Source organism: Cellulomonas sp. P4_A2 (assembly GCF_056402515.1).
In genome coordinates this window covers 80,349-104,816 of sequence record NZ_JBFUHG010000021.1, presented here as the reverse complement: position 1 = coordinate 104,816, position 24,468 = coordinate 80,349, and the positions used below count along the sequence as shown (strand labels likewise).

Here is a 24,468-nt window from a genome sequence, read left to right as displayed (position 1 = left end):
GCTCGGAGCGAATTCTCTCAGGCTCCTCTCAGGGGCTTCGCACACCCGCTCCGCGCGGTCGCTCGTAGGGCCCGAACACCGTCGGATGCCCGAACATTCCGTGTCGGCTGGGCTGAAACACCTAGTGAAGGGGCAGGTCAGCGCCCGCTTTGGAGGACCGGCGCTCGCACGGGTAGCCTGTGCTGGTCCTGGAGACGTCGCATAGCCCGGTCTAGTGCGCGACCCTGCTAAGGTCGTGAAGGCGCAAGCCTTCCGTGGGTTCAAATCCCACCGTCTCCGCCAGAATGCAGTTCGATACGGGCCCGGTCCGACCAGGATCGGGCCTTCGTCGTTCAGGTGGCGCGCGGAGCGGCGCGTCGTGCGAGCACCACGTCTGTGACGATCACCGCTGCGAGCACCAGGTTCGACACCCAGTTTAGGGTCAGGGGCGTCACGAACGACCGCAGCCCGAACGCCGCGAGCACCACGACGACACCGACCAGGTGCGTGACGGACCACCGGCCACCCGTCGTCCGTCGGAACAGCGCGTTGCCCAGCAGGTACACGGCGGTGGCGCCGCAGATCAGCCCCGCTGTCCAGGCGTCCGTCGACCCCTCGTGCCCGAGCGGGTGTGCCAGGACGAGCTCGTCGGCGACGGCGGTGAGCACGATGCCGATGATCAGCAGGTAGGGCACGTAGGTGTACGCGGTCTGCGCGGTCATCCCGGGGTTCTCCTGCGCGGCGAAGAACTCGGTGGCTCGCCGCTCGGACCGCGCGAAGAAGAGCAGCCACATCAGGACGGTGCTGACGAACGCCGCGAGGAACGCGAGCACGGTCGTGACCGAGACCTCGGTCTCCGAGAACGCGCTGCCGGTGACGATGATCGACTCGCCCAGGCTGATGATCAGGAACAGCGAGACCCGCTCGGCCATGTGCGTGCCGTTCACGGCCCACGTGCTGGGATCCGTCGGACCCATGAACGGCACCCAGAACAGGGCGCGCGGCCCGACGACGTCGATCAGGGCCGCGACGACCCACAGGACGAGCCGCTCGTTCCCCTCCACGAGGGCGCCGGCGATCCAGAACCCGCCCGACACCGCGAGCCACACCAGGATCCGTTGGAAGTTGACGGCGTTCTCCGGCCAGTGCCGGCCCATCGCCCAGATGGTGAAGCCGGTGCGCCCGAGCTGGATGAGCACGAACGGGATCGCGAACAGCAGTGCCTTGTCGCCGAAGGCCTCGGGGATCGCCGACGACATGAGCAGCCCGAGGAGCATGAGCGCCAGCAGCACGGTGCGCACTGGGATCTTGTCGGGGTCCAGCCAGTTGGTCACCCACGTGGTGTCGATCCACAGCCACCACACCGCCCAGCCGAGCACCAGCGTCTCGACGAGCGTCCGCCCGTCGGTGTGGTGGATGAGCATGTGCGACATCTGCGTGACCGCGAAGACGAACACCAGGTCGAAGAACAGCTCGACGTAGCCGACCCGGCTGCCGTCGTGCCCGGACCCGTGCCGCAGCACGTCGGCACGCATGCCCCACCGGCCGCCGCCAGTCCCGATCCGCACGGTCCCCGTCGTCATGCGCGCGATCCTGCCAGACCCTGGGTTTGGGCGGACGGCCTCCCGGCCTGTATCGTCATCTCCGGTCCTGCGGGGCCACGCGCCCGTAGCTCAATGGATAGAGCATCTGACTACGGATCAGAAGGTTGGGGGTTCGAGTCCCTTCGGGCGCACACCGTCGAGGCCCGTCGCATCTGCGGCGGGCCTCGTTCGTCGTCTCCGGCGACGCCACCAGCAGGTTCGTCAATTCACAGGTGGAACCCTTAGCATCCTCCCCAGCCTGCCGATCTGAACATCCGCGAGAGCGGCGGGCCTTCGTGCTTGGTCCGGGTGTCAGATGCGGCGACGGCCGATGCCGCGGCCGGGCGTGACGGCGGCGGCGACCACCGCGGTCTTGGCGATCGGCGCGGGGCCGGGGGACGAGACGACGGCGGCGACGGCGGCGGTCTTGGCGACCGGGTGGCCGATCACGCCGACCCGTCCGATGCGTGCGGGGCGAAGCGGCATGGTCAGGCTCCTTCGATGAGGGTTTCGTCGGCGGCGATCGAGGCGATGATCGCCTGGATCGGGATGCGTCCGTCGGCGATCAGCTGACCACCGGCGCGGCGCGCGGCGGACGCGAACGGCGCCGCCCACAGGTTCTCGTAGATCAGGACCCCAGCGACGCTGCCCGGATCCATGGCGGCGGCCAGGTTCTCGACGTCGTCCGCGGCGAGCAGCTCGGCCAGCTCGGCCTCGATCGCCTCCAGCTCGCCCAGCTCGGGGATGTCGGACAGCTCGGCCGCGTCGACGGAACCGTCCTCGTTCTTGGTCAGGATCAGGACGTCGATCACGCGGATGGTGCCGGCCTCGACGAGGGCGAGCAGCTCCTCGACCATCTCCCCGGTGAAGTTCTGCGCTCCCGCCGGGAACTCGACCACGACGTAGTCCACGGGGCCTAGCTCGTCGAGCGATGTCTCTGTCATCGTGCGTTCCTCCGAGTGGATGGCATTGCCCTGACCAGGGCAGACGGTGCGTATCGTGCACGCTCACCTTCGCACGACGGGGCGTCGCGGACCAGGGTCTTCGCCACCCGTTCTGTGGACCGGTCCGCGCCCCTGAGGCTAGGGTCCGACGAGGGCAGAAGGGCTGGTCAGACGGTCCGCCCCACGGGTCCGCGGCACGAGCCCGAGACCCCGCTCGAGGGATCGGAACCGCACGTGGTCAGTACCGAGGTCGTGCCGACGAGCCCCGAGGCGCAGGTCAGGAAGACGAGTGCCGAGGTCCACCCGATCGACGACCGGTGGCCGGACCGGATCGCGGCCGCGATGTTCGTCGCGCTCGCGCTGGTGCTGGTCTCGGCCGTGGTCCCGCCGCTGCGGCAGTACTTCATGCGCGACGACGACATCGTCTCTCTGGTCTTCATCCCGATCATCCCGAACTTCGTCTACGCGGCGCTCCTGGCGAGCATCGGGGTAGCCCTGAACCGGCGCCTGCGCTCGGCGTGGTGGCTGCTGGTCATCTGGTGGGTCGTCCTTCCGCAGCTCGGCCGGATCTACGAGCTCGCCGACGGCGGCTCGTGGTGGAACGCGGTCGGCCTGGTCGTCATGACGGCCGTGCTGGTCCAGCTGTGGCGGTGCCGACGCCAGTTCAGCGCCCGAACGCGCCGAGGCTCGTTCTGGGCCGCGCTCGGGTTCTTCCTCGTCGGCGGGGTGGTGATCCTGCTCGCCGGGAGCTGGTTGGTCACCCGGTTCGGGACGAGCGACGGCGCGGGCTCGGCGGTCTACTTCGTCTGGGACAACATGCTGGGCGACCTGGGCCTGGTGGACCAGGCGAGCTCTGCGACGGCTCCGCTGTGGGTCCGGGGCGTGATCGACCTGGTCGGCGCGGCCGTCGTCCTGGGATCCGCCTACCTGCTGTTCCGTACCCCGCGGTACACCCACACGCTCGACGCAGCGGACGAGGCCCGCGTCCGCACGCTGCTGCGCGACTTCGGCGGCGAGGACTCGCTGGGCTACTTCGCGACCCGTCGCGACAAGTCCGTGGTCTGGGACTCGGGTTCGGCGAGCACGGCGCGGGCGGGCATCTCCTACCGCGTCGTCGGGTCGGTCAGCCTGGCCAGCGGCAACCCGGTCGGGGACCCGCTGCGCTGGCCCGACGCCATCGAGGCGTGGCGGCGGCAGGCGCGGACCAACGGCTGGTCGCTCGCGGTGATGGGCGCGGGCACCAACGGCGCCGTCGCGTACACCGGTGCGGGACTCAAGGCGTGGGAGATCGGCGACGAGGCGATCCTCGACCTGCGGACGTTCTCCCTGGCCGGACCGGGCATGAAGGCGGTGCGTCAGTCGGTGGCCCGCCTGCAGCGACGGGGCTACACGACCCACGTGGAACGCCACTCCGCGCTCGACGCGGAACGCTTCGCGGCGCTCGACTCTGCGGCCGCGCGGTGGCGCGGGGACGGCGGCGACGAGCGCGGCTTCTCGATGGCGCTGGGACGGCTCGGCGACGAGCTCGACGGCGACTGCGTGCTGGTCGAGGCGCACGACGAGGAAGGGCGGCTGCGCGGGTTCCTCAGCTTCGTCCCGTGGGGTCGCAACGGGGTGTCGCTGGACCTGATGCGCCGCGACCCCACCGCCGACAACGGCCTGGTCGAGCTCATGGTCTCCTCGCTCGCCGAGCGGGGCACGGCGTTCGGCGCGGGCCGGCTCTCGCTGAACTTCGCCATGTTCCGGGAGGCGTTCGAGCGGGGCGCGGAGGTGGGGGCCGGTCCGATCGCGCGCCTCTGGCGGTCGTCGCTCGTGCTGGCCAGCCGGAACTGGCAGCTCGAGTCGCTCTACCGGTCGAACGCCAAGTACCAGCCCGAGTGGCAGCCGCGGTTCATCTGCTTCGAGTACACCTCGGACCTGCCGCGGATCGGTACCGCCGCGGGCAGCGCGGAGGGCTTCCTCACGCGCCCCAGCCTCGGGCTGCTGAACCGGCGTGGCAAGGCCGCCGGAGCGGGCGAGCTCGAGCGGGCCGCGGCCGAGTACGCCGCGCAGGTGGAGGCGCAGATCCCTGAGGCGCCGGACCCCGTCGAGGCCGCGCTCGCGGCCGACCACCTGCCCGAGCAGCAGCGGGTCCGGCGCGACAAGGCTGAGCGGCTGCGCGCCCGCGGCATCGACCCGTACCCGGTCACCTACCCCCGCACGCACACGCTCGCGGAGGTCGTCGCGCAGCATCCCGACCTCCCGCCGGACACCGCGACGGGTGCCGTCGTGAGCGTCACCGCGCGCGTGATCCGCAAGCGCGACGGCGGACGGCTGGGCTTCGGCACGCTGCGCGACGGCAGCGGCGACCTGCAGGTGATGGTCGACGCGCACGAGGTGAGCGCCGAGGACCTGGAGCTGTGGCGGCACGACGTCGACCTGGGCGACCACATCGGTGTCACGGGCGAGGTCATCACGACCCGCCGTGGCGAGCTCTCCGTACGCGCCTCGAGCCTGGCCATGACCAGCAAGTCGCTGCGCCCGCTGCCCGACAAGCACCACGGCCTGACGGACCCCGAGGCCCGCATCCGGGCGCGGTACGTCGACCTCATCGTCCGGCCCGCCGCCCGCGACATCGCCTACACCCGCGCCACCGTGGTGCGCAGCGTGCGCGACTCCCTGCACGCCCGTGGGTTCACCGAGGTGGAGACGCCGATCCTGCAGGTGATCCACGGCGGCGCCAACGCGCGACCGTTCGAGACGCACATCAACGCGTACGACATGGACCTCTACCTGCGCATCGCCACCGAGCTCCACCTCAAGCGGCTGCTCGTCGGCGGCATGGAGAAGGTGTTCGAGATCGGCCGCCAGTTCCGCAACGAGGGCGCCGACTTCAAGCACAACCCGGAGTTCACGTCGCTCGAGCTCTACGAGACGTACGGCGACTACAACACCATGCGCGTGCTGACGCAGGAGCTCATCCAGGAGGCCGCGACCGCGGTGTACGGGTCGCCCGTCGCCCGTCGCACGGACGCCGAGGGCAAGGTCCAGGAGTTCGACCTCTCGGGCCAGTGGCCCGTGAAGACGATCTGCGAGGCGGTCTCCGAGAAGCTGGGCGACGAGATCACCGCGGACACGCCCGTGCACGTGCTGCAGCGGCACGCCGAGGCGATCGGGCTCGAGCTCGACCAGGACGCGTCGTGGGCCGTGGTGCTCGAGGAGATCTACGGCGAGCTCTGCGAGAGCACCACGACGACGCCCGTGTTCTACACGGACTTCCCGAAGGAGAACTCGCCGCTGACCCGCCAGCACCGCGTGGACCCGCGGCTGGCCGAGAAGTGGGACCTGGTGATCTTCGCCGCCGAGCAGGGCACCGCCTACTCCGAGCTCGTGGACCCCATGGACCAGCGCCGCCGGCTCGTCGAGCAGTCGCTGCTCGCCGCCGCGGGCGACGCCGAGGCCATGCAGGTGGACGAGGACTTCCTGACCGCGCTCGAGTACGGCATGCCCCCGACGGGCGGCATGGGCATGGGCATCGACCGGCTCGTGATGAACCTGACGGGTCTGAGCATCCGCGACACGATCCTGTTTCCCCTGGTTCGCCCGAGCTCCTGACCCGCGCGTTCACCCGCCCGGTCGACGCCTGACCGGAACGTCGTCCACATGCGCGAGGATGGGGGGATGATCCGCGTCTTTCTTCTCGACGACCACGAGGTGGTCCGCCAGGGGCTGCTGCGCCTGATCGACGCGGACCCCGACATGACCGTCGTCGGCGAGGCGTCCACGGTGGCCGAGGCGCTGGTCCGCGCGCCCGTCGCGAAGGCCGACGTCGCGCTCCTCGACGTCCGGCTGCCCGACGGCAGCGGGGTCGAGGTGTGCCGGGAGCTGTCCTCGTCGGACAGCGGCCTGAGGTGCCTGATGCTCACCTCCTACGAGGACGACGAGGCCCTGCTGGCGGCGATCACCGCGGGGGCGGCCGGGTACGTGCTCAAGGAGATCCGCGGGCCGCAGCTGCTGGACTCGATCCGCGCGGTCGCGGCGGGCCGGTCGCTGATCGACCCCGCCACCAAGGCGCGGGTGCTGGAGCGCGTCCGCGAGTCGCAGGGCCACGACGCCCGCCTCGACCTGCTCACGCCCCAGGAGAGCGCGGTGCTCGACCTCATCGGCGAGGGCCTGACCAACCGCGAGATCGCCGGCCGGATGTTCCTGGCCGAGAAGACGGTCAAGAACTACATCTCGAGCCTGCTGGCCAAGCTCGGCGTCCGCGGCCGCACGCAGGCGGCTCTGTTCATCGCCGAGCAGCACCGATCAGAAGGCCGCTGAGGCTGACGCCCCACTCGTAGGCACGCTCCAGCTCGCCCTCGCGCAGCGGCCCCTTGAGACCCTCGACCCAGAAGCTCTCGGCCTCGGCCGTCAGCTCGAAGCCGTTCCGGCTGAGCAGGCGCCAGGCGCCCGCCGCCGCGGACCCGGGTACGTGCGGGCTGTGGATGCGCGTGTCGAACGTGGCCGAGTAGACCGGTCGCCCCGGAGGTTCCAGCTGGTGCAGCCACTCGCGCACGCCCGTGGACTGGCTCGTCGCGGGCAGTCCGGCCTTGGCCTGCGCGTCCGCCCGCGTGGACGGCCGGCTCATGCCGAACGCCTGCGTCGGACCGCCGACCACCAGCAGCTCGACCGTGCGGGGCAGCGTCGTGGGAGCGACGTCGACCCGACGCAGCGCCGCATCCTCGACGTGGTCCGCCAGGCCGCGCCAGACGGCCTCCGCGACCATCCCCGTGTTGCCGAACGACGACTCGTACACGACAAGTGCCCGCATCGTCCCCACCTCCTTGTGTCTCCTCCAGTGTTCGACGCGTGCCGGGAGGACCACAGGGCCGAACGGCCCTGATCGGCCGCCTATGCTCCGACCATGGAGCACGACGACCGTCTCGAGGAGCTGATGAGCGCGGTCGCATCGTTGTCCTCGACGCTCGACACGGCCACGGTCCTCAGGCGCCTGGTCGAGGCGGGCTGTCGCCTGACCGGCGCGCGCTACGGCGCGCTCGGCGTGATCGGCGAGCTCGGCGGACTCGTCGAGTTCGTGCACAGGGGGATCGACGACGAGACGGCCGCGGCGATCGGCCCGCTGCCCACGGGCCGTGGTGTGCTCGGCCACCTGAGCGTGAGCCCGCACGCGATCCGGCTGCACGAGATCAGCGAGCACCCGGCATCGGTCGGCTTCCCCGCCCACCACCCGCCGATGCACTCGTTCCTCGGGGTCCCCGTCCGGGCGCGCGACGAGGTGTTCGGCAACCTGTACCTGACCGAGAAGCACGACGCCCTCGGTGCTCCGCAGGACTTCACGGCCCGCGACGAGCAGGTGGCGATCGCGCTCGCGTCCGCGGCCGGCATCTCCGTGGGGCATGCCAGGGCCTACCGCCGAACCCGCGAGCACGAGCTCTGGCTCGAGGCCGCCGCGGCGTGCAGCGAGGCGTTGACCAGCGGCATCCCCCGGCCGGACGCGCTCGACCTGGTCCGGGCACGGGTGGGCGCGGTCGCGGAGGCCTCGGCGGTGATGATCCACGACGACGTGCCCGCCGAGCTCGCCGACGAGCTCACGGGGAACATGCCGGTCCTGCGCCGCCTCCACGACGGGACGGACCTGGGCCTCGCGGGCCCGGTCTGGGCGCTCGCCGTCCCGCTGCGTAGCGGCGACCGCTGGGTGGCTGCGCTGACCGTCTGCTGGCCCGGGCCCGTCGGCGACACCGGTCCACAGCTCGACCTGACCAGCATCGCGGGGTTCGCCGAGCAGCTGGCGTTGTCGCTCGACGTCGCCGAGGCGCAGGCCGACCGCGCCCGTCTGGCGGTCCTCGAGGAGCGCGAGCGCATCGCCCGCGACCTGCACGACATGGTGATCCAGCGGCTGTTCGCGATCGGCCTCGACGTCCAGGGTGCCGCCCAGGACGCCGTCAGCACCGACGTCGCGCGGCGGCTCGAGGGCGCCGTGGACGACCTCGACGAGACGATCAAGGACGTCCGTACGACGATCTTCCGGCTCGGCGCCCGCGGCGGCTCGACCTCCGGCCTCCGGCACCCCATCGACGCCGAGGTGGTCCGCGCGCGGCAGGGGCTCGGCTTCCTCCCGCGGCTGCGGATCGAGGGGGTCACGGCGACGGTTCCCGACGAGGTCAGCGCCGACGCGGTCGCGGTCGTCCGGGAGGCCCTGGCCAACGTCGCCCGGCACGCGCGCGCCCGCGAGGTCGTGGTGCGGGTGTTCATCGGCGCCGACCTGCTGGTCGAGGTGCAGGACGACGGCGTCGGGATCGCGCCCGGTGTGACGCGCCGCAGCGGTCTGGGCAACCTCGAGGAGCGGGCACGCCGGCGCGGTGGGTCGATGCGCGTCGACCCCGTGGACGACGGCGGCACGCTGCTGGCCTGGGTGGTCCCGCTGACGACAGGCTGACCTCAGCCGTTGTCGTGCACCACGAGCACGGGGCACGAGGCGGACCGGACCACGTCGGAGCTGACCGAACCGAGCAGCATCCCGCGGAAGCTCCCCAGCCCGCGCGTCCCCACCACGAGCAGCGCGGCGTCGCGTGCGAGCCCGACCAGGCCGTGCGCCGGTTCGTCGTCGATGAGCTCGACCCGGACGTCCAGCCCCGGGTTCTCCTCGAGCAGCGAGCGCCGGACGCGCAGCGCCGCCTGGTGCGTGCGGTCCTCGACGTCCTGCGTGGCCAGCGGAGGCACGCTCCCCTCCCCGAACGGGTCCGGGATGGTGGGCCGGGCGTGCACGACGACGAGAGAGCGGCCGCGCATCCACGCCTCGCGGGCCGCCACGCGCGCCGCCTCGAGCGATGCGGGGGAGCCGTCGACGCCGACCACGATCGGCGCCTCGGGCGGGGTGGTGCTGTCCGGGTCGTGCCGAACGACGGCCACCGGGCACCGGGCGTGCGCCGCCAGGTGCGCCGCGAGCACGCCCGTGCGGCCGCGGGCGGACGGCAGGCCCGCCCCGACGACGACGAGCTGGGCGTCGGTGCTCAGCTCGCGCAGCTCGGGCACCGCCGACCCGTGCCGTACGTCGAGGGAGACGTCCAGGCTCGGGTGGCGGGCCGCCTCGCGGTCGCGCAGCCGCGACAGGTAGCCCTTGGCCTCGACGCCGGCGTCCTGCACGTCGACGACCGGGTAGGTGCCCCAGAAGCTGGACATCCAGGGACTGTCGACGACCTGGGTGAGCACCACGCGGGAACGTCGTCGGACCGCCTCGGCGATGCCCCAGGACAGCGTGCTCGCGCTGTGCGCGGTCCCGTCCAGGGCGATGACGACAGGTCCGTCGGTACGCATGAGGAGCCTCCTCGGTCCGGCGGGGGCGATCGACGGTCGTCGTCGACGCGTCCCGCTCCTCCCACCCTGCGCCCGCGACCGGCCGCTGTCCCGGGACCTCTGGCCCTGATCCGGGCCGCAGGAGCCCGTGAACGCGGGACGTTCGGCCCTGGGGAGGTCCCTGACCCGCGGAGGAGTGTGTGAAGCACCAGAACACAACCTGACGGGTTCCTTCACAGAAACCCCCGCACCTAGGAGCAGACCATGGCCGCCACCCACCCCGAGATCACGACGTCGGTCCATCCGGCAACGATGGTCGAGGACGACCTCGTCACCTCGTCGGCCGGCCGCCGTGTGCTGGCCGTCGCCCGGCTGGCCACGGGATTCATCTTCCTCTGGGCGTTCCTCGACAAGACGTTCGGTCTGCACTACAGCACGGGGGCCGCTGTCGCCGAGGGCGACCCGAGCCTCTCGTGGATCAACGGCGGGACGCCGAGCCAGGGCTTCCTGACCTTCGCCGCGCAGGGCCCGTTCAAGGGCTTCTTCAACTCGATCTCGGGCGTCGGCACGGACTGGCTGTTCATGCTCGGCATGCTCGGTGTGGGCCTCGCGGTCATGCTCGGCATCGGCCTGCGGGTCTCGGCCGTGGCCGGCTCGCTCATCATGGTCATGATGTGGGCAGCCGAGTGGCCGCTGATCCAGGGCTCGACCAACCCGCTCGTCGACTACCACATCATCTACGCGCTGGTGCTGATCCTCAGCGCGGTCCTGCTGGCCGGTGACACCTGGGGCCTCGGCCGCCGGTGGGCCAGGCTCCCGATCGTGCAGCGCTGGGGCTGGCTGCGCTGATCGGAGCTCCAGGCAGAAGGCGCGACACTCTCCCCTGGGTGTCGCGCCTTCGTCGTGCCTTCTAGTCTCGGCTCAGCCGGTCCCGCGAGCCGGACCCGACGCGAGGTGCGCGATCGTGGAGCAGACGTTGGGCCGTGAGGTCGTCGACTCGCGCGCGCTGCGCCGGTTCGACCTCTTCCTCGTCGTGACCGCCGCGACGGTCCTGGTCGTGCGCGCCTACCTGACCGCGACGGGCTTCCCGCAGGTCGGCGGCAGCCTGCACATCGCGCACGTGCTGCCGGGCGGGCTGCTGCTGGCCATCGGCCTGACGATCGCGTCGACGAGCGTCGGCTCGGTGGGCAAGGCGTGGGCGAGCCTCGTCGGCGGCATCGGCTTCGGCCTGTTCGTCGACGAGATCGGCAAGTTCCTCACCCGCGACAACGACTACTTCTACCGGCCGACGTTCGCGGTCATGTACGGCGTGCTCGTCGTGATCTACGTGGTCGGGCGCGAGGTCATCAGCCGGCGTCCGCCCACCGAGCGCCACGTGCGGGCGGTCGCCGCGCAGGCCGTCGCGGACGCCGCGCTGGGGGAGCTGTCGCCGGTGCGTCGCGACGAGGTCGTCGCGACCCTCGCCAGGCACACCACCCCCGAGACCGTCGCTCGGTACGAAGGGCTGCTCGACCACGGTGCGCCGAGCCGCCGGTTCAGCCCGGACGACACCTTCGCCGTGGTGCTGCGCGAGAGCCGGGGCGTGGTCGCGTGGCTCGCGGCCCGGCGCCTGGTCCGCGGTCTGATCTGGGCCTACCTGGCGATCCAGGTGCTCGGCGGCGCGATCGGCACCGCCGCCGTGATCTTCGTGAGCCTCAGCTCGGACCCGGAGGCGGCGACGGCGATCTCCGACACCGACAAGGTCGAGATCCTCGCGCTGAGCGCGCAGGGCATCCCCCTCGCGATCGGGCTGCTGCTCCTGCTGCTCCGTCGCCGCACCGCCGGCCTGAAGTTCCTGCGCGCGGGTCTGTTCATCTCGCTCACGTTCACGCTCGTGATCGAGTTCGGTCAGCAGCAGCTCGGCGCACTGACCCAGTTCGCGATCAGCATGGTCGTCTACGCCGTGGTCGGGGTGCTGCTGCGCTCGCAGGTCGCCGGTGAGGACCTCAGGCCCGGCGCTCCTCCACGGTCTTCTTGATCAGCACGAGCGGCAGCAGGAGCGTGCCGAGCATCGTGATGATCCAGACGAGGATCGTGCCGAAGAACCACGCCGACGTGCCGGAGATCTCCAGACCGTCGCTGACCAGGTTCGCGACCACCAGCGCGATGAACGTCGAGATCAGCCCGACCGCGCCCGTCAGCGCACTCGCGTTCTTGGTCGTCGACTTGAAGATGAACGGCGACAGGATGCTCTGCAGGACGGCGAAGATCAGCACGGCGACGATGAAGCCGTTCGTGTGGATCTCGAAGCCGTCGACGATGAGCGAGGTGATCCACAGGCCGAGGGCCGCGGAGCCGAGGAAGATCACGGTGCGGATGAGGAAGCGAATCATGGCCGGTCGGGTCTCCTCGTGAGGGGTGAGACAGGCGACCCTGCCTCTGCGCTCACCCTAGGGACTCGCAGGTGCGCAGGGAATCCCCCGGCGAATCGGCTGTGACCAGTTCGTTTGTTACGAGTGGTCGCAGCCGAATGAACTGTTAACACAGGGGCGCTAGCGTGGCACGGGTGACGGATACAACGACCCCCATCGCGACCCCAGAGCACACCGTCGAGGGCTTCGTCCGTGAGTTCCTGCGCGAGCTGAACTTCGGGCAGGGCACCGACCTCACCAAGGCGTCGGTGAACGACAAGTACCTCGCCATGGCCCGCACGGTGCGGCACTACCTCATGGTCCGCTGGCTGGCCACGCTGCGCCGGCAGTACCAGCTCCAGGCCAAGTCGGTCGCGTATCTGTCCGCCGAGTTCCTGCTGGGCCGCCAGCTCGACAACGCGCTGCTCGCCTCCGACCTCGAGGGCATCGTCGAGGAGGGGCTGGCCTCGCTGGGCATCGACCTCGCCGAGCTGCGTGACGCCGAGGTGGAGCCTGGCCTGGGCAACGGTGGCCTCGGCCGTCTCGCCGCGTGCTTCATCGACTCCCTCGCGACGATGAACGTGCCCTGCATCGGCTACGGCATCCGCTACGAGTACGGCATCTTCCGCCAGACGTTCGTCGACGGCTGGCAGGTGGAGAAGCCCGACAACTGGCTGGCTCTCGGCTCGCCGTGGGAGTTCCCGCACCCCGAGTCGGCGGTGACCGTCGACTTCGGCGGCCACACCGAGACGTACGACGACGCGGGCGTGACGCGCTCGCGGTGGGTGCCGGGCTGGAGCGTCCTCGGCGTCCCCTACAACTACATGGTCCCCGGCTTCGAGAACGGCCGCGTCAACACGCTGCGCCTCTGGAGCGCCCGCGCGACCCGCGCGTTCGACCTCGAGATCTTCAACGCCGGCGACTACGCGCAGGCCGTGCGCGCGCAGACCTTCGCGGAGAACATCTCCAAGGTCCTCTACCCCGAGGACTCGACGCCGCAGGGCAAGGAGCTGCGTCTGCAGCAGCAGTACTTCTTCGTCGCGTGCTCGCTGCGCGACTTCCTCGACCAGGTGCTCCCGTCGGACTTCAACCTGCGCAACCTGCCCGAGCGGATCATCTTCCAGCTCAACGACACCCACCCCGTCATCGCGATCCCCGAGCTCATGCGGATCCTCGTCGACGAGAAGAAGTGGACCTGGGCGGACGCGTGGGAGGTCACGCAGAAGTGCTTCGCGTACACCTGCCACACGCTGCTGCCCGAGGCGCTCGAAGTCTGGTCGACCGAGCTCCTGGGCAAGCTCCTGCCGCGCCACCTCGAGATCATCTACAAGATCAACGAGGAGTTCATGGCCGAGCTGCGGGTCGCGTACCCGGACGACGAGCTGCGCGTGCGGCGCATGTCGATCATCGCCGAGTACCCCGAGCGCGCCGTCCGCATGGCGTATCTGGCGACGGTGGCCGGGTCCAAGGTCAACGGCGTCGCGGCCCTGCACTCGCAGCTGCTGCGCGACAAGGTGCTGCACGACTTCTCGGACCACTACCCCGACAAGTTCACCAACGTCACCAACGGCATCACACCCCGCCGGTTCGTCCGGCTGGCCAACCCGGGGCTGTCGGGGCTGATCACGTCGGCGATCGGCGACGGCTGGGTCACGGACCTGGAGCGACTGCGCGAGCTCGAGCCGCTGGCGGAGGACGCCGACTTCCGCGCCGCGTTCCGCCAGGTCAAGCGCGCCAACAAGCTCCGGCTGGTCGACGTGCTGGCCGAGCGCGACGGCATCACGGTGGACCCGGACACGATGCTCGACGTCATGGTCAAGCGCCTGCACGAGTACAAGCGCCAGACCCTGAAGCTCCTGCACGTGGTGACGCTGTACGACCAGGTGCGCTCGGGCCAGGTCTCCATCGAGGACGTCACGCCCCGCACGTTCGCGTTCGGCGCCAAGGCGGCCCCCGGGTACCGGATGGCCAAGCAGACGATCGGCCTGATCAACGCCGTCGGGCGGACCATCAACGCCGACCCCGAGCTCAAGGGCCGCCTGAGCATCGCGTTCCCGGCCAACTACAACGTCACGCTCGCGGAGAAGCTCATCCCCGCGGCCGACCTGTCCGAGCAGATCTCGCTCGCCGGCAAGGAGGCCTCCGGCACGGGCAACATGAAGTTCGCGCTCAACGGTGCGCTGACGATCGGTACGGACGACGGCGCGAACGTCGAGATCCGCGAGCTCGTCGGCGACGACAACTTCTTCCTCTTCGGGCTCCTGGAGCCCGAGGTGGCCGACATCGTCGACAGCGGCTACCACCCGACGTCCTACTACGAGTCGAACCGCTCCCTGCGGCACGCCCTGGACCTCATCGCGTCGGGGCACTTCTCGGGCGGCGACCGCGCGGTCTTCGAGCCGATCGTGTCCAACCTGCTGAACGAGGACCGGTTCCTGGTGCTCGCCGACTACCAGGCGTACATCGACGCGCAGGCCCGGGTCGACGTGGCCTACGCCGACACCGAGGGCTGGACGCGGTCGGCGGTGCTCAACGTCGCGCGGTCCGGGTTCTTCTCCTCCGACCGCAGCATGCGCGACTACATCGACCGCATCTGGCACACCGACCCGGTGGCGCCCGCGAGCTGAGGCCCCTGGGTAGGCCCGGGTCTGTGTTCGTCAGGCCCGGGCCTACCCTTGGCTCTGTGACACCACCGCCCAAGAAGTCCCAGGAGATGAAGGCGTCGACCGCCGCCGCCAAGCTCGACGTGTACCTGCCGGCCACGCCTGCGGAGTTCCAGGAGTCGTCGGTGACGCGCGACGAGCTGACCGAGCTCCAGCGCAACCCGCCGCAGTGGCTGGTCGACCTGCGCCGCGACGGACCGCACCCGCGCTCCGTGATCGCCGGCCGTCTGCGCATCTCGATCTCCGGGCTCGCGCGTGGCGGCGTCACCGACCCGCTGACGACCGCCGAGATCGAGGCCCTGCAGGCCGACCCGCCGTCGTGGCTGGTCCGCGAGCGTGAGATCGCCGCCGAGGTCCGTCGCGAGGAGCGTCGCCAGGAGTCCCGCGAGGCCGACCGCCGCGCCGCAGCCGCCTCGGCGGCCGCCGCCGAGAAGCCGAAGGCCTGACCGCAGCCGCGTCGCGTCAGCGGGTCCGACGCGGTTTGGGGCGGCTCTTCGTCGTCGGGCGGGGCTTGGCCGCCTTCGTGCGCGGCTGCTGCGGCTTCTTCGCCTTCGGTGCGGGCTCCGGCGCCGGTGCGCCGCGGCCGCGGCTCGAGGTGGCCGTGCGCCCGCGGACGATGCCGATGAACTCCTCGGTGAGGTCGTCGTAGCGGTCGGTCACCCACGCGAGGCCGATCGACGAACCGGGCGCCTCCCGGACGGTGCGCACGGTCAGGCCGCGGCGCTGGTGCAGCCGGCCGATCGACTGCGGGACGACCAGCACCCCGACGCCCGCGGCCACCAGGTCGACCGCGTCCGAGGTCGTCTCGACGACGCCGCCGACGAAGGCCGACCCGGGGGGATCGACCCAGCCCAGGGTGTCGTCGAGGGGGACGATCAGGGTCTCGTCGGCGAGGTCGAGGGCGTCGATCTCGTCGTCGGCGGCCGTGACGAGGTGGTCCTTGGGCACGACGACGACCGTGGCCTCCGTGTACAGCGGGATGACCGAGAGCTCGTCGCCGGCGACCGGCAGGCGCACGAGGGCCACGTCGGCCGACCCGTCGCGCAGCGCTTCGACCGCCTCGGCGGGCGTGGAGTGCACGAGCTGCACGGGGACGTCGGCCAGCCGCTCCTGCCAGACGCGCAGCCACCGGTCGGGGTTCACGCCGGGCACCAGCGCGACGCGGAACACGGTCTCGGCCGTCATCTGACCCTCCGGAAGATCAGGTCCCGGACCTCGTGGCCCAGGTCGAGGCCCCGCTGCTCGAACTTGGTGACCGGTCGCGACGCGGGCCTGGGCACGAAGCCGTCGGCCACGTTCGACAGGAACGGGTCCGCCGTCAGGGCCTCCAGCATCGCGTCGGCGTAGTCCACCCAGTCGGTCGCGCAATGCAGCACGCCGCCGACGCGCAGCCGCGACCGTAGCAGCGCCACGTGCGACGGCTGAACGAGCCGGCGCTTGTGGTGGCGGGCCTTGGGCCAGGGGTCCGGGAAGAACACGTGCACGGCGTCGAGGGACTCGGTCGGCAGCGCGCGACGGACCAGGTCGAGCGCGTCACCGTGGCCGACGCGGACGTTGGTGAGACCGCCGCGTGCGACGAGCCCGAGCAACGAGGCGACGCCCGGCAGGTGCGCCTCGACGGCGAGGTAGTCACGAGCGGGGTCGGCGGCGGCCATCGCGGCGGTCGTCTCGCCCATGCCCGAGCCGATCTCGAGCACCAGGGGAGCGGACCGACCGAACAGGGCCACGGTGTCCAGGGAGCCCGACCGGGTCTCGTCGTGCACCGAGAAGCCGAACCGCGGGAACTGGACCCGCAGGTCCTCCTCGCGCTCGGGGCCGAGCGACGAGCGGCGCGGGTGGTACGTGCGCAGCGGCTCGTGCGGACGCGCGGCTTCGAGGCGGAACGCGTCGGACGGGAGGCTCACGCTCGCCAGCGTAGGCGGCTGCGGTCAGGAAGTGAGCCGCGGTCCCATCACGGCGAACACCTCGCCGAACGGCCCGGCGGCGATCGCCATGCGGCCGAAGGGTGTGTCGGTGGGCGGGCTGACCACCGTCCCGCCGAGCTCCGTGACGGCCGAGGCCGCCGCGTCGGTGTCGGACACGGCGAAGTAGAGCGTCCAGGCAGGCGGGGCGGAGGCGCCCGCGGACGGGCTGTACTGGCCGACGCCGGCGAGCGGGCCGGCGCCCAGCGACAGCGACGCGTACGTGAAACCGGGTGCGCTGAGGTCGTCGACGGCGTACCCGAACACGTCCCGGTAGAAGGACAGCGCCTGCGGCTGGTCGTGCACCATGACCTCGGTCCAGGTGACCGATCCGGGCTCCTCGTCGACGTCCCAGCCGGTGTGGGTGCCGGCCTGCCACAGCCCGAACACCGCGCCCGTGGGATCGGCGTACAGGCCCATCGTGCCGAAGCCGAGGATCCCCATCGGTGCGAGCACCACCGACCCACCGTGGGCGAGCACGGACTCGGCGGTCGCGAGCAGGTCGTCGGTCGCGAGGTAGACGCACCACGCGGGCGGCGACGGGGGACCCATGGGCTCGGTCAGCCCGACCACGCGCCGGCCGTCGAGGAAGGCCTGCGTGTAGCCGCCGGTCTCGGGGCCGCCCACCTCGAACGTCCACCCGAACAGCGCGCCGTAGAAGTCCCGGGCGGTGGCCAGCGACGGGACGGTGATGTCGGCCCACGCCGGCGAGCCTGCCGGCCAGGCGTCGCGGTGGGTCGTCATGCGTCCACCCAACACCCGGGCAGGCTCAGGCGCAGGTCAGGAGACAGTCGCCGCGCCGGTGTGCTACCCAGGGCACATGTCGTCGAGCGAACCGAGCGTGCCGGTGGTTCCGGTCGACGACGAGTCGCCGGGCGACGAGAGCGTTCTGACGGTCGTCGTCGCGTTCGTCGCGAACATCCTCATCGCGGTGGCCAAGTCGTTCGCCGCGGTGGTCACCGGGTCGGCGTCGATGCTCGCTGAGGCGGCGCACTCCTGGGCGGACACGGGCAACGAGGTGTTCCTGCTCGTCGCGCAGCGACGGGCGGCCAAGCCGGCCGACCCCGCCCACCCGCTGGGCCACGGCCGCGAGGTCTACGTGTGGTCGCTGTTCGCGGCCATCGGCCTGTTCGCCGTCGGCGCCGGCGTCTCGATCACGCACGGCATCCAGGAGCTGGCCCATCCGGAGCCTGCGAGCGACTTCGGCATCGCCTACGCCGTCCTGGCCATCAGCGCGCTGCTCGAGGGTGCGTCGTTCTTCCAGGCGTCCCGGCAGGCCAAGGCCGCAGCCGCCCGGCGCGACCGCGACGTGCTGGAGCACGTGCTGGAGACCAGCGACCCGACCGTCCGGGCGGTGTTCTTCGAGGACGGTGCCGCGCTCGTCGGCATCGCGATCGCGTTCGCCGGGATCGGGCTGCACCAGCTCACGGGCTCGGCGACGCCGGACGCGATCGGGTCGATCCTCGTCGGCGTGCTGCTGGGCATCGTCGCGATCGTGCTCATCGACCGCAACCGGCGGTTCCTCGTCGGCGAGAGCGCCGACCCGGACCTGCAGAACGCGGCCCTGCGCGAGCTGCTCAGGCTCAGCGAGGTCGCCCGCGTCACCGAGCTGCGCCTGGAGTTCGTCGGCGCACGGATGCTGTTCCTGACCGGGGCTGTGGACCTCGTCGGCAACCTGCCCGAGGATGAGGCGTCGCACGTGCTCGCGTCGCTGGAGCGCAGGATCGCCGGCAACCCGCACATCGTCGGCGCCCTGCTCTCGCTCTCCGAACCTGAGGATGTCTCATTGGTGCCGAGGAACGCCTCGTGAAGGGGTGGGGCAGGCCCACCGGCAAGGACGTCGTCTCGGGTCTCACGGGGCTGCTGGCCACGTGGCGTCGCCGCGACGACGGGCGCTGGCTGGTCGCGGACCTGCCCGAGAGCGTGCCGTCGCACGCCGTGACCGCGCTCGCCGACGAGGGTCTCGGGTTCTTCGCCGAGGTGGCGCGCCTCGACGAGTCCTGGCCCCGGACCGACGAGACTCGGGGCGCGGCCCTGGTGCTCAGCCTGCGCACGGTCCCGGTCATCCCGTCGGCGACCTTCGTGAAGGCGGTGGTGTCGCAGCCGAAGCGTCTGGGCGAGCGCGACAACCTGCTGCTGCTCAGCGGGGTGTCGTCGCCGGTCGTGCTGGAAGCGCTGGAGGAAGCCGTGGCCCGCGGCGAGCAGTGGGTGGCCGACCATGACGACCGAGGAGCACAGACATGAGCACCGTCGACGACGCCCCGTTCCACGTCCCGGTCGGGGACCTGATCAAGCTCGCCCTGCCGGCGGCCGTGATGGGAATCTTCTGCTCGGTCTCGCTGATCTCGCTCAGCGAGATCGCGGAGCACCTGTCGGACTGGCTGTGGGACGACGTCTCGGCGTCCTTCGGCTTCGAGGCCCACGGCAACGCGTGGACGATCATCATGCTCACGGTCACGGGCTTCCTGATCGGGCTCGTCGTGCGGTACATGCCGGGCCACGCGGGCCCGGACCCGGCGACCCTCGAGCTCGTCGCGGCGCCGCTCAAGCCGTTCGTCCTGCCGGGCCTGGCCGTCGCACTCATCCTCATGCTCGCGGGCGGCGTCAGCCTCGGTCCGGAGAACCCGATCATCGGCATCAACGTCGGGATCATCGTCTGGGTCGGGCTGAAGCTCTTCCCGCGGGTCAACGCGCCGATCTGGCTCGCGATCGCGGTCGCCGGGACCATCGGCGCCATGTTCGGCACGCCCGTCGCGGCCGCGCTGCTCCTGTCGGAGCTGAACGCCGGCGACAAGCGCATCCCGCTCTGGGACAGGCTGTTCGCCCCGCTCGTCGCGGCCACCGCCGGTGCGTTGACGACGATGCAGCTGGCCGACCTCAACCTCTCGGTCGACGTGGGCACCTACGTCGCCGGAGGTCTGAAGGACCTGGGGCTGGCCATCGTCATCTCGCTCGCCACCGCCGCCTTCGGGCTGATCGCGGTGTACCTCTTCGTGCCGTTCCACAGCGCGTTCCAGAAGCTCCGGCACCCGGTCATCATGCTGACGGTCGGCGGTCTGCTGCTGGGCATCCTGGGCGCGATCGGCGGCGAGGTGACCCTGTTCAAGGGTCTGAAGCAGATGCAGGAGCTGCCGGGTCTGGCCGCGACGACCACCGCGGTCGGCTTCCTGGTGTTCGGCGTGGTCAAGCTGTTCGCGCTGCTGGTCGCCGCCACGTCGGGCTTCCGCGGCGGGCGCATCTTCCCGACGCTCTTCATCGGCGTGACGCTCGGGTTCGCGATCCACCAGGCGTGGCCGGACGTCGTCCCGCTGCCGCTCGCCGTCGGGAGCGCGTGCGTCGGCATCCTCGTGGCCGCGACGCGCAGCGGGTGGCTGAGCATCTTCATGGCGGTCGCGGTGGTGCCGCAGATGATCCTGCTGCCGGCGTTCATCCTCGCGACCCTCGTCGCGTGGCTGCTCGTGACCAACCGGCCGCAGCTCATCGCACCGAAGGCTCCCGAGCAGGTGGTAGCACCCACCTGATCACTCGTCCGGGTGGCCGGTGGAGAAACTGCCCCCGAACGAGTCCTCAGCAATCGCTCCCGGCAGTCGATGCGTTCGTATGAGTCGTCCTCTGCCCACGTCGCGCCGCCACCTCGGCGCCGTGATCGCCCTCAGCGTGCTCGGGCTCGTCCTGGCCGCGCCGACGGGTGCCCAGGCCACCGCCGCGTGCTCTCCCGCGCCGGTGTCGACCGAGCTCGACGCGGCAGGCTGGGACTTCTCCGAGTCGCGCACCGGCGGCCACCACGAGTACGTCCCCGGCGGCCTGCGGGTGTGGACCGACGGCGCGGACCTGTCGAAGGCGAAGTCGGCGGGCTACGTGGCCACCGACTTCGCGCTGGCCGACGCCGGCAGCGTGGACCTCGACGTCACCCAGAGCAGCGGCGCCGCCCCGGGCATCAACCTGACGATCTACGTCGACGGCGTCTGGAAGGGCAACCTGGTCCACGAGCCGCTGTTCGCCGACTGGTGGATCAACAAGCCGATCGCGGGCCTGCCGGCCGGGCCCAACCCGAGCTACCAGCTGGCCTACGGCACGCTCGACGAGGTGGTCGCCGCGTACGCCGCGAACAACGTCACCGACGTCCGGGTCCGTGCGATCGGCTTCTCGCTGGGGTCCGGCGCGATCGGCGACGCGGTCATCCACTCGGCCACCGCGGGCTGCGTCACGCACTCGTTCGGGCTCGCACCGCCGCCCAGCCCGAGCCCCTCGCCGACCGGCCCTCCCACCCCCGTCGCGCTGCAGACCTCGACGACGACGCCACCGAAGTCGTCGGCGGACCTCGTGCCGGAGGCCCAGGGCAAGGCCACCATCACGGGCGACCTGCGACCGGGCGGCGAGATCCTGGTGACGGTGCCGGGCCACGCCGGGGAGCAGGTGGAGATCGTCGTGTTCTCGACCCCCCGCAGCCTGGGCGTCCACACGCTCTCGGCGCAGGCGACGGCGTCGACCACGCTGCCGACCGACCTGACCGCGGGCGGGCACAGCGTGGCGGCCTACTCGGTGACGGGCGCCCTGATCGCGTGGGCTCCGATCGCGGTCAGCGCCGACGAGCTCGCCGCGACCGGGACCGACCAGGGAGCGCTTCGGCTGACGATCCTCGTCACCCTGCTCGCCGGGACGGCGTTCGTGCTCGTCAGCCGTCCAACCCGCCCCAGCGTCGCCAGGCATCGGCGCTGAGGTTCGGCACGTTGGCGTCCTCCGGGGACGGTCCGCGCACGAGCCGGCCGAGGATCCCCTCGTCCTGCGCGCAGGCGCGCCCGACGACCGTCCCGACGACGATCGCGAAGCTGAGCACGAACACCCACGAGATGTAGGCGAAGACGAGGCCGAGCACCCCGAACTCCTCGGCTCCCGTGGTCAGGACGATCGGCAGGTAGATCGTGCCGACGAGCCCCAGGACGGTCAGCGCGAGCGAGATCACGGCCCCCGTGAAGGCGAGCGCCCGCAAGGAGATCTCGGTGCGCATCAGCACCCAGGGCACGTAGGTCCACACGACGGTCCAGACGACGAACCGGACGACATCCTCGACGAGATTGTCGAGCGGGTTGTCGCCGAGGAGCGAGGCTGTGAACGCCAGCAGCGAGAGCGCGACCAGGACGGCGAGGATCGTCGCGATCCACCGCCAGGCCGTGCGCAGCGGCGGCTTGGGCACCTCCCACACCTTGAGGAACATCCGCTCCAGCGCCCGCGAGTAGGAGGTCGCACTGAAGAACGCCACGAGGAACCCGAAGAACCCGACGCCGCTCGCCACGGCTGCCGAGCTGGGGATGCTCCCGGCGAGCGTCGCCTGGACGGAGTCGGACAGCCCCATCGCGTCGCCCATGGACGCGCCGAAGCTCTCCTTGTTGGGCCGGATCGCAGCGGCGACGATCATGATCGGCACGATCGAGACGAAGGCCTGCGCGGCGAGCGTCATGGCCCGGTCGAACGGCTCGATGGCGGTGAAGCCGTTGATGACCCGCTCGATCAGGATGCCCAGCGGCGTCCCGCGCATGCCCTCCCAGATGCGGGTCCCGCGGATCTTCAGCCGGGCGGCGGTCCGAATGGCGCGCAGCCTCCAGCGCGCGTACCGCTCCTTCATCGCAGCCGTTCGTCGAGGAAGGCGATGACCTGGGCCGTGTAGAGGCTGCGGGCGGGTCCGGGCGACAGCGCGAGGTCGTGAGCACCGCCCGGGATCTCGACGAAGGTGACGTCGGACCCGAGCAGCGGTGCCCGGGCCTTGATCTCGGCGACGTCGAGCACCGAGTCGGTGGTGACCAGGTCCGGGTGCCACGTGGCGTCAGGCCCCGACCGGTCGGACGCGAGGACGAGCACGGGCACGTCGATGCCCAGACCGCGCGCGACACGCTTGTGCCCGCGCCGGACGGTGCGGACCAGTCCGGCGCGGGCGGGGAACCCACGGTGCGGCTTCCAGGTCAGGTCGTACACCCACTCGCCGCCGGTGTCCTGGTGCAGGGCCTCGCCGTAGAACCGGCCCACGTGGCCCACCGTCAGCCTCGGGGCGATCCGTCCGACGACGTCCAGGACCGCCGTGAGGATCGTCCGCTCGAACCAGTTCCCGCGCAGCTCCAGCCACGGGCTGTTGAGGACGAGCGCGTCGATCTTGCCGGTGCCGGCGCGGGCATCGGCCCACAGCGACGTGATCAGGCCGCCCATCGAGTGGGCCAGCAGCGCGACGTGGTCGTGGTCCTGGCGCAGCAGGGCGATGGCGGCGTCGATCTCCTCGGCGTAGGTGGCCAGGCTCGTCGTGAAGTTGGCCGGCCGACCTTCCTGGATGGACCGCCCGAAGTCGCGCAGATCGAGCGCGTACAGGTCGTACCCCGCGTCCTGGAGGGCGTGGGCGAAGACGGTGTGGAAGAAGTAGTCGACGAACCCGTGGACGTAGAGCACCGCGCGCCGGGACGCGGGCCCGTCGGAGGTGTGGTGCACGAGCGTGGCGACCGGCCCGGGCGTCGTGCCGTCGGGGCGGAGCGTCAGCGTGCGGGCCGTCCAGCCAGGGCCGAGGACGTCGGGGTGCTCCTGCGCCGGGGTCATGGCGTGATCGTGCCACGTCGGTCCCCGGAACAGGCTCAGAACAGCGCCCGTCCGTGCCGATCAGAACGGTGTGGACGCGCGCACCGATCGAGACCTCTGGTTGTCAGAGGATCGAGACGACGCGCCCGCGTTCGGGACGCTCTTCGACCGGCACCACCAGGCCGTCCACCTCTACTGCTTCCGGCTGACCGGGTCGTGGGCCGCCGCCCAGGAGCTGCTGACCGAGGCGTTCCTGCAGGCGTGGCGACGCCGGGGTGACCTGACGCCCTCCGACGACGGCGCGCTGCCCCTGCTGCTGCACCTGGCGACGCTGTCCGTGCCGCGAGGCCGCCGGTTGATCCCGACGCAGCGCTCGGCCTCCGACGCCGGCGAGGTCGCGATGCGCGACGTGCTGCACCGGATCGCGCACGTGAAGGGGCGGCACCGCGAGATCCTCGAGCTGCACGCCTTCGGTGGGTTGTCCGACGAGCAGATCGCGCACGAGCTCGGCCTCCAGGTCGCCTCGGTGCGCTGGTCGCTGGACCGCACGCGCGGGCCGCTCGAGGAGCCGGTGATCTCGGCATGATCGACCTGCCCGGACCCCGCGACCTGACCCCCGAGCAGGTGCTGGCCGTACGCCAGGACCTCCTGACCACCATGCTCGCCGACCCGCCACTGGACGAGACGCGCACGACCCCGCGCCGGACCCGCCCGCTCGTCGTCGGCTCCCTGCTCGTGTCCCTGCTGGTCCTCGCGGGCTTGTCCGCCGCAGCAGCGATCACGGTCACCGCTGCAGAGCGCAGCAGCTCGGAGGCGGTGGTCGTCGACGCCGACATGCTCGACGTCCTCTACCGCGGGGAGCGGATCACGCAGGATGACCTGGTGGCGCTCACCAAGGACGGCTTCGGCACCTTCACCGAGAGCGACGTCGACACCGAGCGGGACCTGCACGCCACGCGCGCCTTCGACACCCTCGAGGAGCTCGACGCCTACTCGGCGGACTACCTCGCGTGGCAGAAGGACAAGGCGGACGGCCAGGATGTCGAGAGGTGGGGGACGGTCCACCCGTAGCCCTCGCAGAGTTGAGCGGAATAGACTCAACTCTGATCGTGGTTGCA

Annotated in this window: 24 protein-coding genes and 2 tRNA genes; 15 read left to right on the top strand and 11 right to left on the bottom strand. The window is 71.3% G+C overall.

Going from position 1 to position 24,468, the window contains the following annotated elements:
• Nucleotides 1-190: 190 nt before the first annotated feature.
• Nucleotides 191-282, top strand: a tRNA-Ser gene (locus AC1DUE_RS17420).
• Nucleotides 283-332: 50 nt separating this feature from the next.
• Here the strand turns inward: AC1DUE_RS17420 and AC1DUE_RS17415 are convergent.
• Complete coding sequence (locus AC1DUE_RS17415; protein ID WP_477040676.1) at nt 333-1,562, bottom strand: low temperature requirement protein A; 1,230 nt, start codon at nt 1,560-1,562, stop codon at nt 333-335.
• A 79-nt stretch (nt 1,563-1,641) separates the two neighbouring features.
• Here AC1DUE_RS17415 and AC1DUE_RS17410 point away from each other — a divergent pair.
• A tRNA-Arg gene (locus AC1DUE_RS17410) sits at nt 1,642-1,714 on the top strand.
• A gap of 160 nt (nt 1,715-1,874) precedes the next feature.
• Here AC1DUE_RS17410 and AC1DUE_RS17405 read toward each other — a convergent pair.
• Both AC1DUE_RS17405 and AC1DUE_RS17400 read right to left on the bottom strand, forming a co-directional pair.
• Nucleotides 1,875-2,048, bottom strand: coding sequence for a hypothetical protein (locus tag AC1DUE_RS17405; protein ID WP_196804642.1), 174 nt, complete (start codon nt 2,046-2,048; stop codon nt 1,875-1,877).
• 2 nt (nt 2,049-2,050) lie between these two features.
• Nucleotides 2,051-2,506: a DUF6325 family protein gene (locus AC1DUE_RS17400; RefSeq protein ID WP_477040675.1), complete on the bottom strand. Its 456-nt coding sequence runs from the start codon at nt 2,504-2,506 to the stop codon at nt 2,051-2,053.
• A gap of 234 nt (nt 2,507-2,740) precedes the next feature.
• On the opposite strand from AC1DUE_RS17400, the gene lysX reads away from it, so the two are divergent.
• Together lysX and AC1DUE_RS17390 are read left to right on the top strand one after the other, a co-directional pair.
• Nucleotides 2,741-6,100 (top strand): bifunctional lysylphosphatidylglycerol synthetase/lysine--tRNA ligase LysX, encoded by a 3,360-nt coding sequence (lysX, locus tag AC1DUE_RS17395; RefSeq protein ID WP_477040674.1) that lies wholly within the window; start codon nt 2,741-2,743, stop codon nt 6,098-6,100.
• Between the two features lie 66 nt (nt 6,101-6,166).
• Nucleotides 6,167-6,808: a response regulator gene (locus AC1DUE_RS17390; protein WP_477040673.1), complete on the top strand. Its 642-nt coding sequence runs from the start codon at nt 6,167-6,169 to the stop codon at nt 6,806-6,808.
• Here AC1DUE_RS17390 and AC1DUE_RS17385 read toward each other — a convergent pair.
• Nucleotides 6,774-7,298 (bottom strand): flavodoxin family protein, encoded by a 525-nt coding sequence (locus AC1DUE_RS17385; RefSeq protein ID WP_477040672.1) that lies wholly within the window; start codon nt 7,296-7,298, stop codon nt 6,774-6,776. The two genes, AC1DUE_RS17390 and AC1DUE_RS17385, sit on opposite strands and share 35 nt — an antisense overlap.
• A 93-nt stretch (nt 7,299-7,391) precedes the next feature.
• Here AC1DUE_RS17385 and AC1DUE_RS17380 point away from each other — a divergent pair, with 93 nt between their 5' ends.
• Complete coding sequence (locus AC1DUE_RS17380; RefSeq protein WP_477040671.1) at nt 7,392-8,924, top strand: GAF domain-containing sensor histidine kinase; 1,533 nt, start codon at nt 7,392-7,394, stop codon at nt 8,922-8,924.
• Nucleotides 8,925-8,926: 2 nt separating this feature from the next.
• Here the strand turns inward: AC1DUE_RS17380 and AC1DUE_RS17375 are convergent, their stop codons facing one another.
• Complete coding sequence (locus AC1DUE_RS17375) at nt 8,927-9,802, bottom strand: universal stress protein (protein WP_477040670.1); 876 nt, start codon at nt 9,800-9,802, stop codon at nt 8,927-8,929.
• 243 nt (nt 9,803-10,045) lie between these two features.
• Here AC1DUE_RS17375 and AC1DUE_RS17370 point away from each other — a divergent pair, with 243 nt between their 5' ends.
• Nucleotides 10,046-10,630 (top strand): DoxX family protein, encoded by a 585-nt coding sequence (locus AC1DUE_RS17370; protein ID WP_477040669.1) that lies wholly within the window; start codon nt 10,046-10,048, stop codon nt 10,628-10,630.
• Between the two features lie 115 nt (nt 10,631-10,745).
• Nucleotides 10,746-11,798: a hypothetical protein gene (locus AC1DUE_RS17365; RefSeq protein ID WP_477040668.1), complete on the top strand. Its 1,053-nt coding sequence runs from the start codon at nt 10,746-10,748 to the stop codon at nt 11,796-11,798.
• On the opposite strand, the gene AC1DUE_RS17360 is transcribed toward AC1DUE_RS17365, so the two are convergent.
• Nucleotides 11,767-12,153 (bottom strand): phage holin family protein, encoded by a 387-nt coding sequence (locus AC1DUE_RS17360; protein ID WP_477040667.1) that lies wholly within the window; start codon nt 12,151-12,153, stop codon nt 11,767-11,769. The two genes, AC1DUE_RS17365 and AC1DUE_RS17360, sit on opposite strands and share 32 nt — an antisense overlap.
• Before the next feature lie 173 nt (nt 12,154-12,326).
• Here AC1DUE_RS17360 and AC1DUE_RS17355 point away from each other — a divergent pair, with 173 nt between their 5' ends.
• The gene (locus tag AC1DUE_RS17355) at nt 12,327-14,798 is read left to right on the top strand and encodes a glycogen/starch/alpha-glucan phosphorylase (protein WP_477040666.1); all 2,472 of its coding nucleotides are present in this window, start codon (nt 12,327-12,329) and stop codon (nt 14,796-14,798) included.
• 86 nt (nt 14,799-14,884) lie between these two features.
• The gene (locus AC1DUE_RS17350; RefSeq protein ID WP_477040701.1) at nt 14,885-15,280 is read left to right on the top strand and encodes a DUF5997 family protein; all 396 of its coding nucleotides are present in this window, start codon (nt 14,885-14,887) and stop codon (nt 15,278-15,280) included.
• Between the two features lie 16 nt (nt 15,281-15,296).
• Here AC1DUE_RS17350 and AC1DUE_RS17345 read toward each other — a convergent pair whose 3' ends face one another.
• The 3 genes from AC1DUE_RS17345 to AC1DUE_RS17335 are packed head-to-tail and all read right to left on the bottom strand — an operon-like array spanning nt 15,297 to nt 17,539.
• Nucleotides 15,297-16,019 carry a LysR substrate-binding domain-containing protein gene (locus tag AC1DUE_RS17345; RefSeq protein WP_477040665.1) on the bottom strand — a complete coding sequence of 241 codons (723 nt, stop codon included), beginning with the start codon at nt 16,017-16,019 and terminating at the stop codon, nt 15,297-15,299.
• The gene (trmB, locus tag AC1DUE_RS17340; protein WP_477040664.1) at nt 16,016-16,738 is read right to left on the bottom strand and encodes a tRNA (guanosine(46)-N7)-methyltransferase TrmB; all 723 of its coding nucleotides are present in this window, start codon (nt 16,736-16,738) and stop codon (nt 16,016-16,018) included. Before trmB ends, AC1DUE_RS17345 begins: the two co-directional genes overlap by 4 nt.
• A gap of 24 nt (nt 16,739-16,762) precedes the next feature.
• Nucleotides 16,763-17,539 (bottom strand): VOC family protein, encoded by a 777-nt coding sequence (locus AC1DUE_RS17335; protein WP_477040663.1) that lies wholly within the window; start codon nt 17,537-17,539, stop codon nt 16,763-16,765.
• Nucleotides 17,540-17,615: 76 nt separating this feature from the next.
• On the opposite strand from AC1DUE_RS17335, the gene AC1DUE_RS17330 reads away from it, so the two are divergent.
• The 4 genes from AC1DUE_RS17330 to AC1DUE_RS17315 all read left to right on the top strand — a co-directional run bounded on the left by AC1DUE_RS17330 (nt 17,616) and on the right by AC1DUE_RS17315 (nt 21,514).
• Nucleotides 17,616-18,605, top strand: coding sequence for a cation diffusion facilitator family transporter (locus tag AC1DUE_RS17330; RefSeq protein WP_477040662.1), 990 nt, complete (start codon nt 17,616-17,618; stop codon nt 18,603-18,605).
• Nucleotides 18,602-19,039 carry a hypothetical protein gene (locus AC1DUE_RS17325; RefSeq protein ID WP_477040661.1) on the top strand — a complete coding sequence of 146 codons (438 nt, stop codon included), beginning with the start codon at nt 18,602-18,604 and terminating at the stop codon, nt 19,037-19,039. The genes AC1DUE_RS17330 and AC1DUE_RS17325 overlap by 4 nt, the downstream gene beginning before the upstream one ends.
• Nucleotides 19,036-20,316 (top strand): ion channel protein, encoded by a 1,281-nt coding sequence (locus AC1DUE_RS17320; RefSeq protein ID WP_477040660.1) that lies wholly within the window; start codon nt 19,036-19,038, stop codon nt 20,314-20,316. Before AC1DUE_RS17325 ends, AC1DUE_RS17320 begins: the two co-directional genes overlap by 4 nt.
• 79 nt (nt 20,317-20,395) lie before the next feature.
• Nucleotides 20,396-21,514 carry a hypothetical protein gene (locus tag AC1DUE_RS17315; RefSeq protein ID WP_477040659.1) on the top strand — a complete coding sequence of 373 codons (1,119 nt, stop codon included), beginning with the start codon at nt 20,396-20,398 and terminating at the stop codon, nt 21,512-21,514.
• Here the strand turns inward: AC1DUE_RS17315 and AC1DUE_RS17310 are convergent.
• Complete coding sequence (locus AC1DUE_RS17310; RefSeq protein WP_477040658.1) at nt 21,471-22,418, bottom strand: YhjD/YihY/BrkB family envelope integrity protein; 948 nt, start codon at nt 22,416-22,418, stop codon at nt 21,471-21,473. The two genes, AC1DUE_RS17315 and AC1DUE_RS17310, sit on opposite strands and share 44 nt — an antisense overlap.
• Entirely contained in the window at nt 22,415-23,371 is a 957-nt protein-coding gene (locus AC1DUE_RS17305; protein WP_477040657.1) for an alpha/beta hydrolase, read from the bottom strand. Before AC1DUE_RS17305 ends, AC1DUE_RS17310 begins: the two co-directional genes overlap by 4 nt.
• A gap of 100 nt (nt 23,372-23,471) precedes the next feature.
• On the opposite strand from AC1DUE_RS17305, the gene AC1DUE_RS17300 reads away from it, so the two are divergent.
• Both AC1DUE_RS17300 and AC1DUE_RS17295 read left to right on the top strand, forming a co-directional pair.
• Nucleotides 23,472-23,936 (top strand): RNA polymerase sigma factor, encoded by a 465-nt coding sequence (locus tag AC1DUE_RS17300; RefSeq protein ID WP_477040656.1) that lies wholly within the window; start codon nt 23,472-23,474, stop codon nt 23,934-23,936.
• A complete protein-coding gene (locus AC1DUE_RS17295) occupies nt 23,933-24,421 on the top strand; it encodes a hypothetical protein (protein ID WP_477040655.1) in 489 nt (162 codons plus the stop codon). The genes AC1DUE_RS17300 and AC1DUE_RS17295 overlap by 4 nt, the downstream gene beginning before the upstream one ends.
• Nucleotides 24,422-24,468: the final 47 nt, after the last annotated feature.

What these genes read in the sequence shown, in the direction of transcription:
- AC1DUE_RS17415 (WP_477040676.1), bottom strand. Translation starts at nt 1,562, where the DNA reads ATGACGACGGGGACCGTGCGGATCGGGACTGGCGGCGGCCGGTGGGGC.
- AC1DUE_RS17405 (WP_196804642.1), bottom strand. Translation starts at nt 2,048, where the DNA reads ATGCCGCTTCGCCCCGCACGCATCGGACGGGTCGGCGTGATCGGCCAC.
- AC1DUE_RS17400 (WP_477040675.1), bottom strand. Translation starts at nt 2,506, where the DNA reads ATGACAGAGACATCGCTCGACGAGCTAGGCCCCGTGGACTACGTCGTG.
- AC1DUE_RS17390 (WP_477040673.1), top strand. Translation starts at nt 6,167, where the DNA reads ATGATCCGCGTCTTTCTTCTCGACGACCACGAGGTGGTCCGCCAGGGG.
- AC1DUE_RS17385 (WP_477040672.1), bottom strand. Translation starts at nt 7,298, where the DNA reads ATGCGGGCACTTGTCGTGTACGAGTCGTCGTTCGGCAACACGGGGATG.
- AC1DUE_RS17380 (WP_477040671.1), top strand. Translation starts at nt 7,392, where the DNA reads ATGGAGCACGACGACCGTCTCGAGGAGCTGATGAGCGCGGTCGCATCG.
- AC1DUE_RS17375 (WP_477040670.1), bottom strand. Translation starts at nt 9,802, where the DNA reads ATGCGTACCGACGGACCTGTCGTCATCGCCCTGGACGGGACCGCGCAC.
- AC1DUE_RS17370 (WP_477040669.1), top strand. Translation starts at nt 10,046, where the DNA reads ATGGCCGCCACCCACCCCGAGATCACGACGTCGGTCCATCCGGCAACG.
- AC1DUE_RS17360 (WP_477040667.1), bottom strand. Translation starts at nt 12,153, where the DNA reads ATGATTCGCTTCCTCATCCGCACCGTGATCTTCCTCGGCTCCGCGGCC.
- AC1DUE_RS17350 (WP_477040701.1), top strand. Translation starts at nt 14,885, where the DNA reads ATGAAGGCGTCGACCGCCGCCGCCAAGCTCGACGTGTACCTGCCGGCC.
- AC1DUE_RS17345 (WP_477040665.1), bottom strand. Translation starts at nt 16,019, where the DNA reads ATGACGGCCGAGACCGTGTTCCGCGTCGCGCTGGTGCCCGGCGTGAAC.
- AC1DUE_RS17335 (WP_477040663.1), bottom strand. Translation starts at nt 17,539, where the DNA reads ATGACGACCCACCGCGACGCCTGGCCGGCAGGCTCGCCGGCGTGGGCC.
- AC1DUE_RS17330 (WP_477040662.1), top strand. Translation starts at nt 17,616, where the DNA reads ATGTCGTCGAGCGAACCGAGCGTGCCGGTGGTTCCGGTCGACGACGAG.
- AC1DUE_RS17320 (WP_477040660.1), top strand. Translation starts at nt 19,036, where the DNA reads ATGAGCACCGTCGACGACGCCCCGTTCCACGTCCCGGTCGGGGACCTG.
- AC1DUE_RS17315 (WP_477040659.1), top strand. Translation starts at nt 20,396, where the DNA reads ATGAGTCGTCCTCTGCCCACGTCGCGCCGCCACCTCGGCGCCGTGATC.
- AC1DUE_RS17310 (WP_477040658.1), bottom strand. Translation starts at nt 22,418, where the DNA reads ATGAAGGAGCGGTACGCGCGCTGGAGGCTGCGCGCCATTCGGACCGCC.
- AC1DUE_RS17305 (WP_477040657.1), bottom strand. Translation starts at nt 23,371, where the DNA reads ATGACCCCGGCGCAGGAGCACCCCGACGTCCTCGGCCCTGGCTGGACG.
- AC1DUE_RS17295 (WP_477040655.1), top strand. Translation starts at nt 23,933, where the DNA reads ATGATCGACCTGCCCGGACCCCGCGACCTGACCCCCGAGCAGGTGCTG.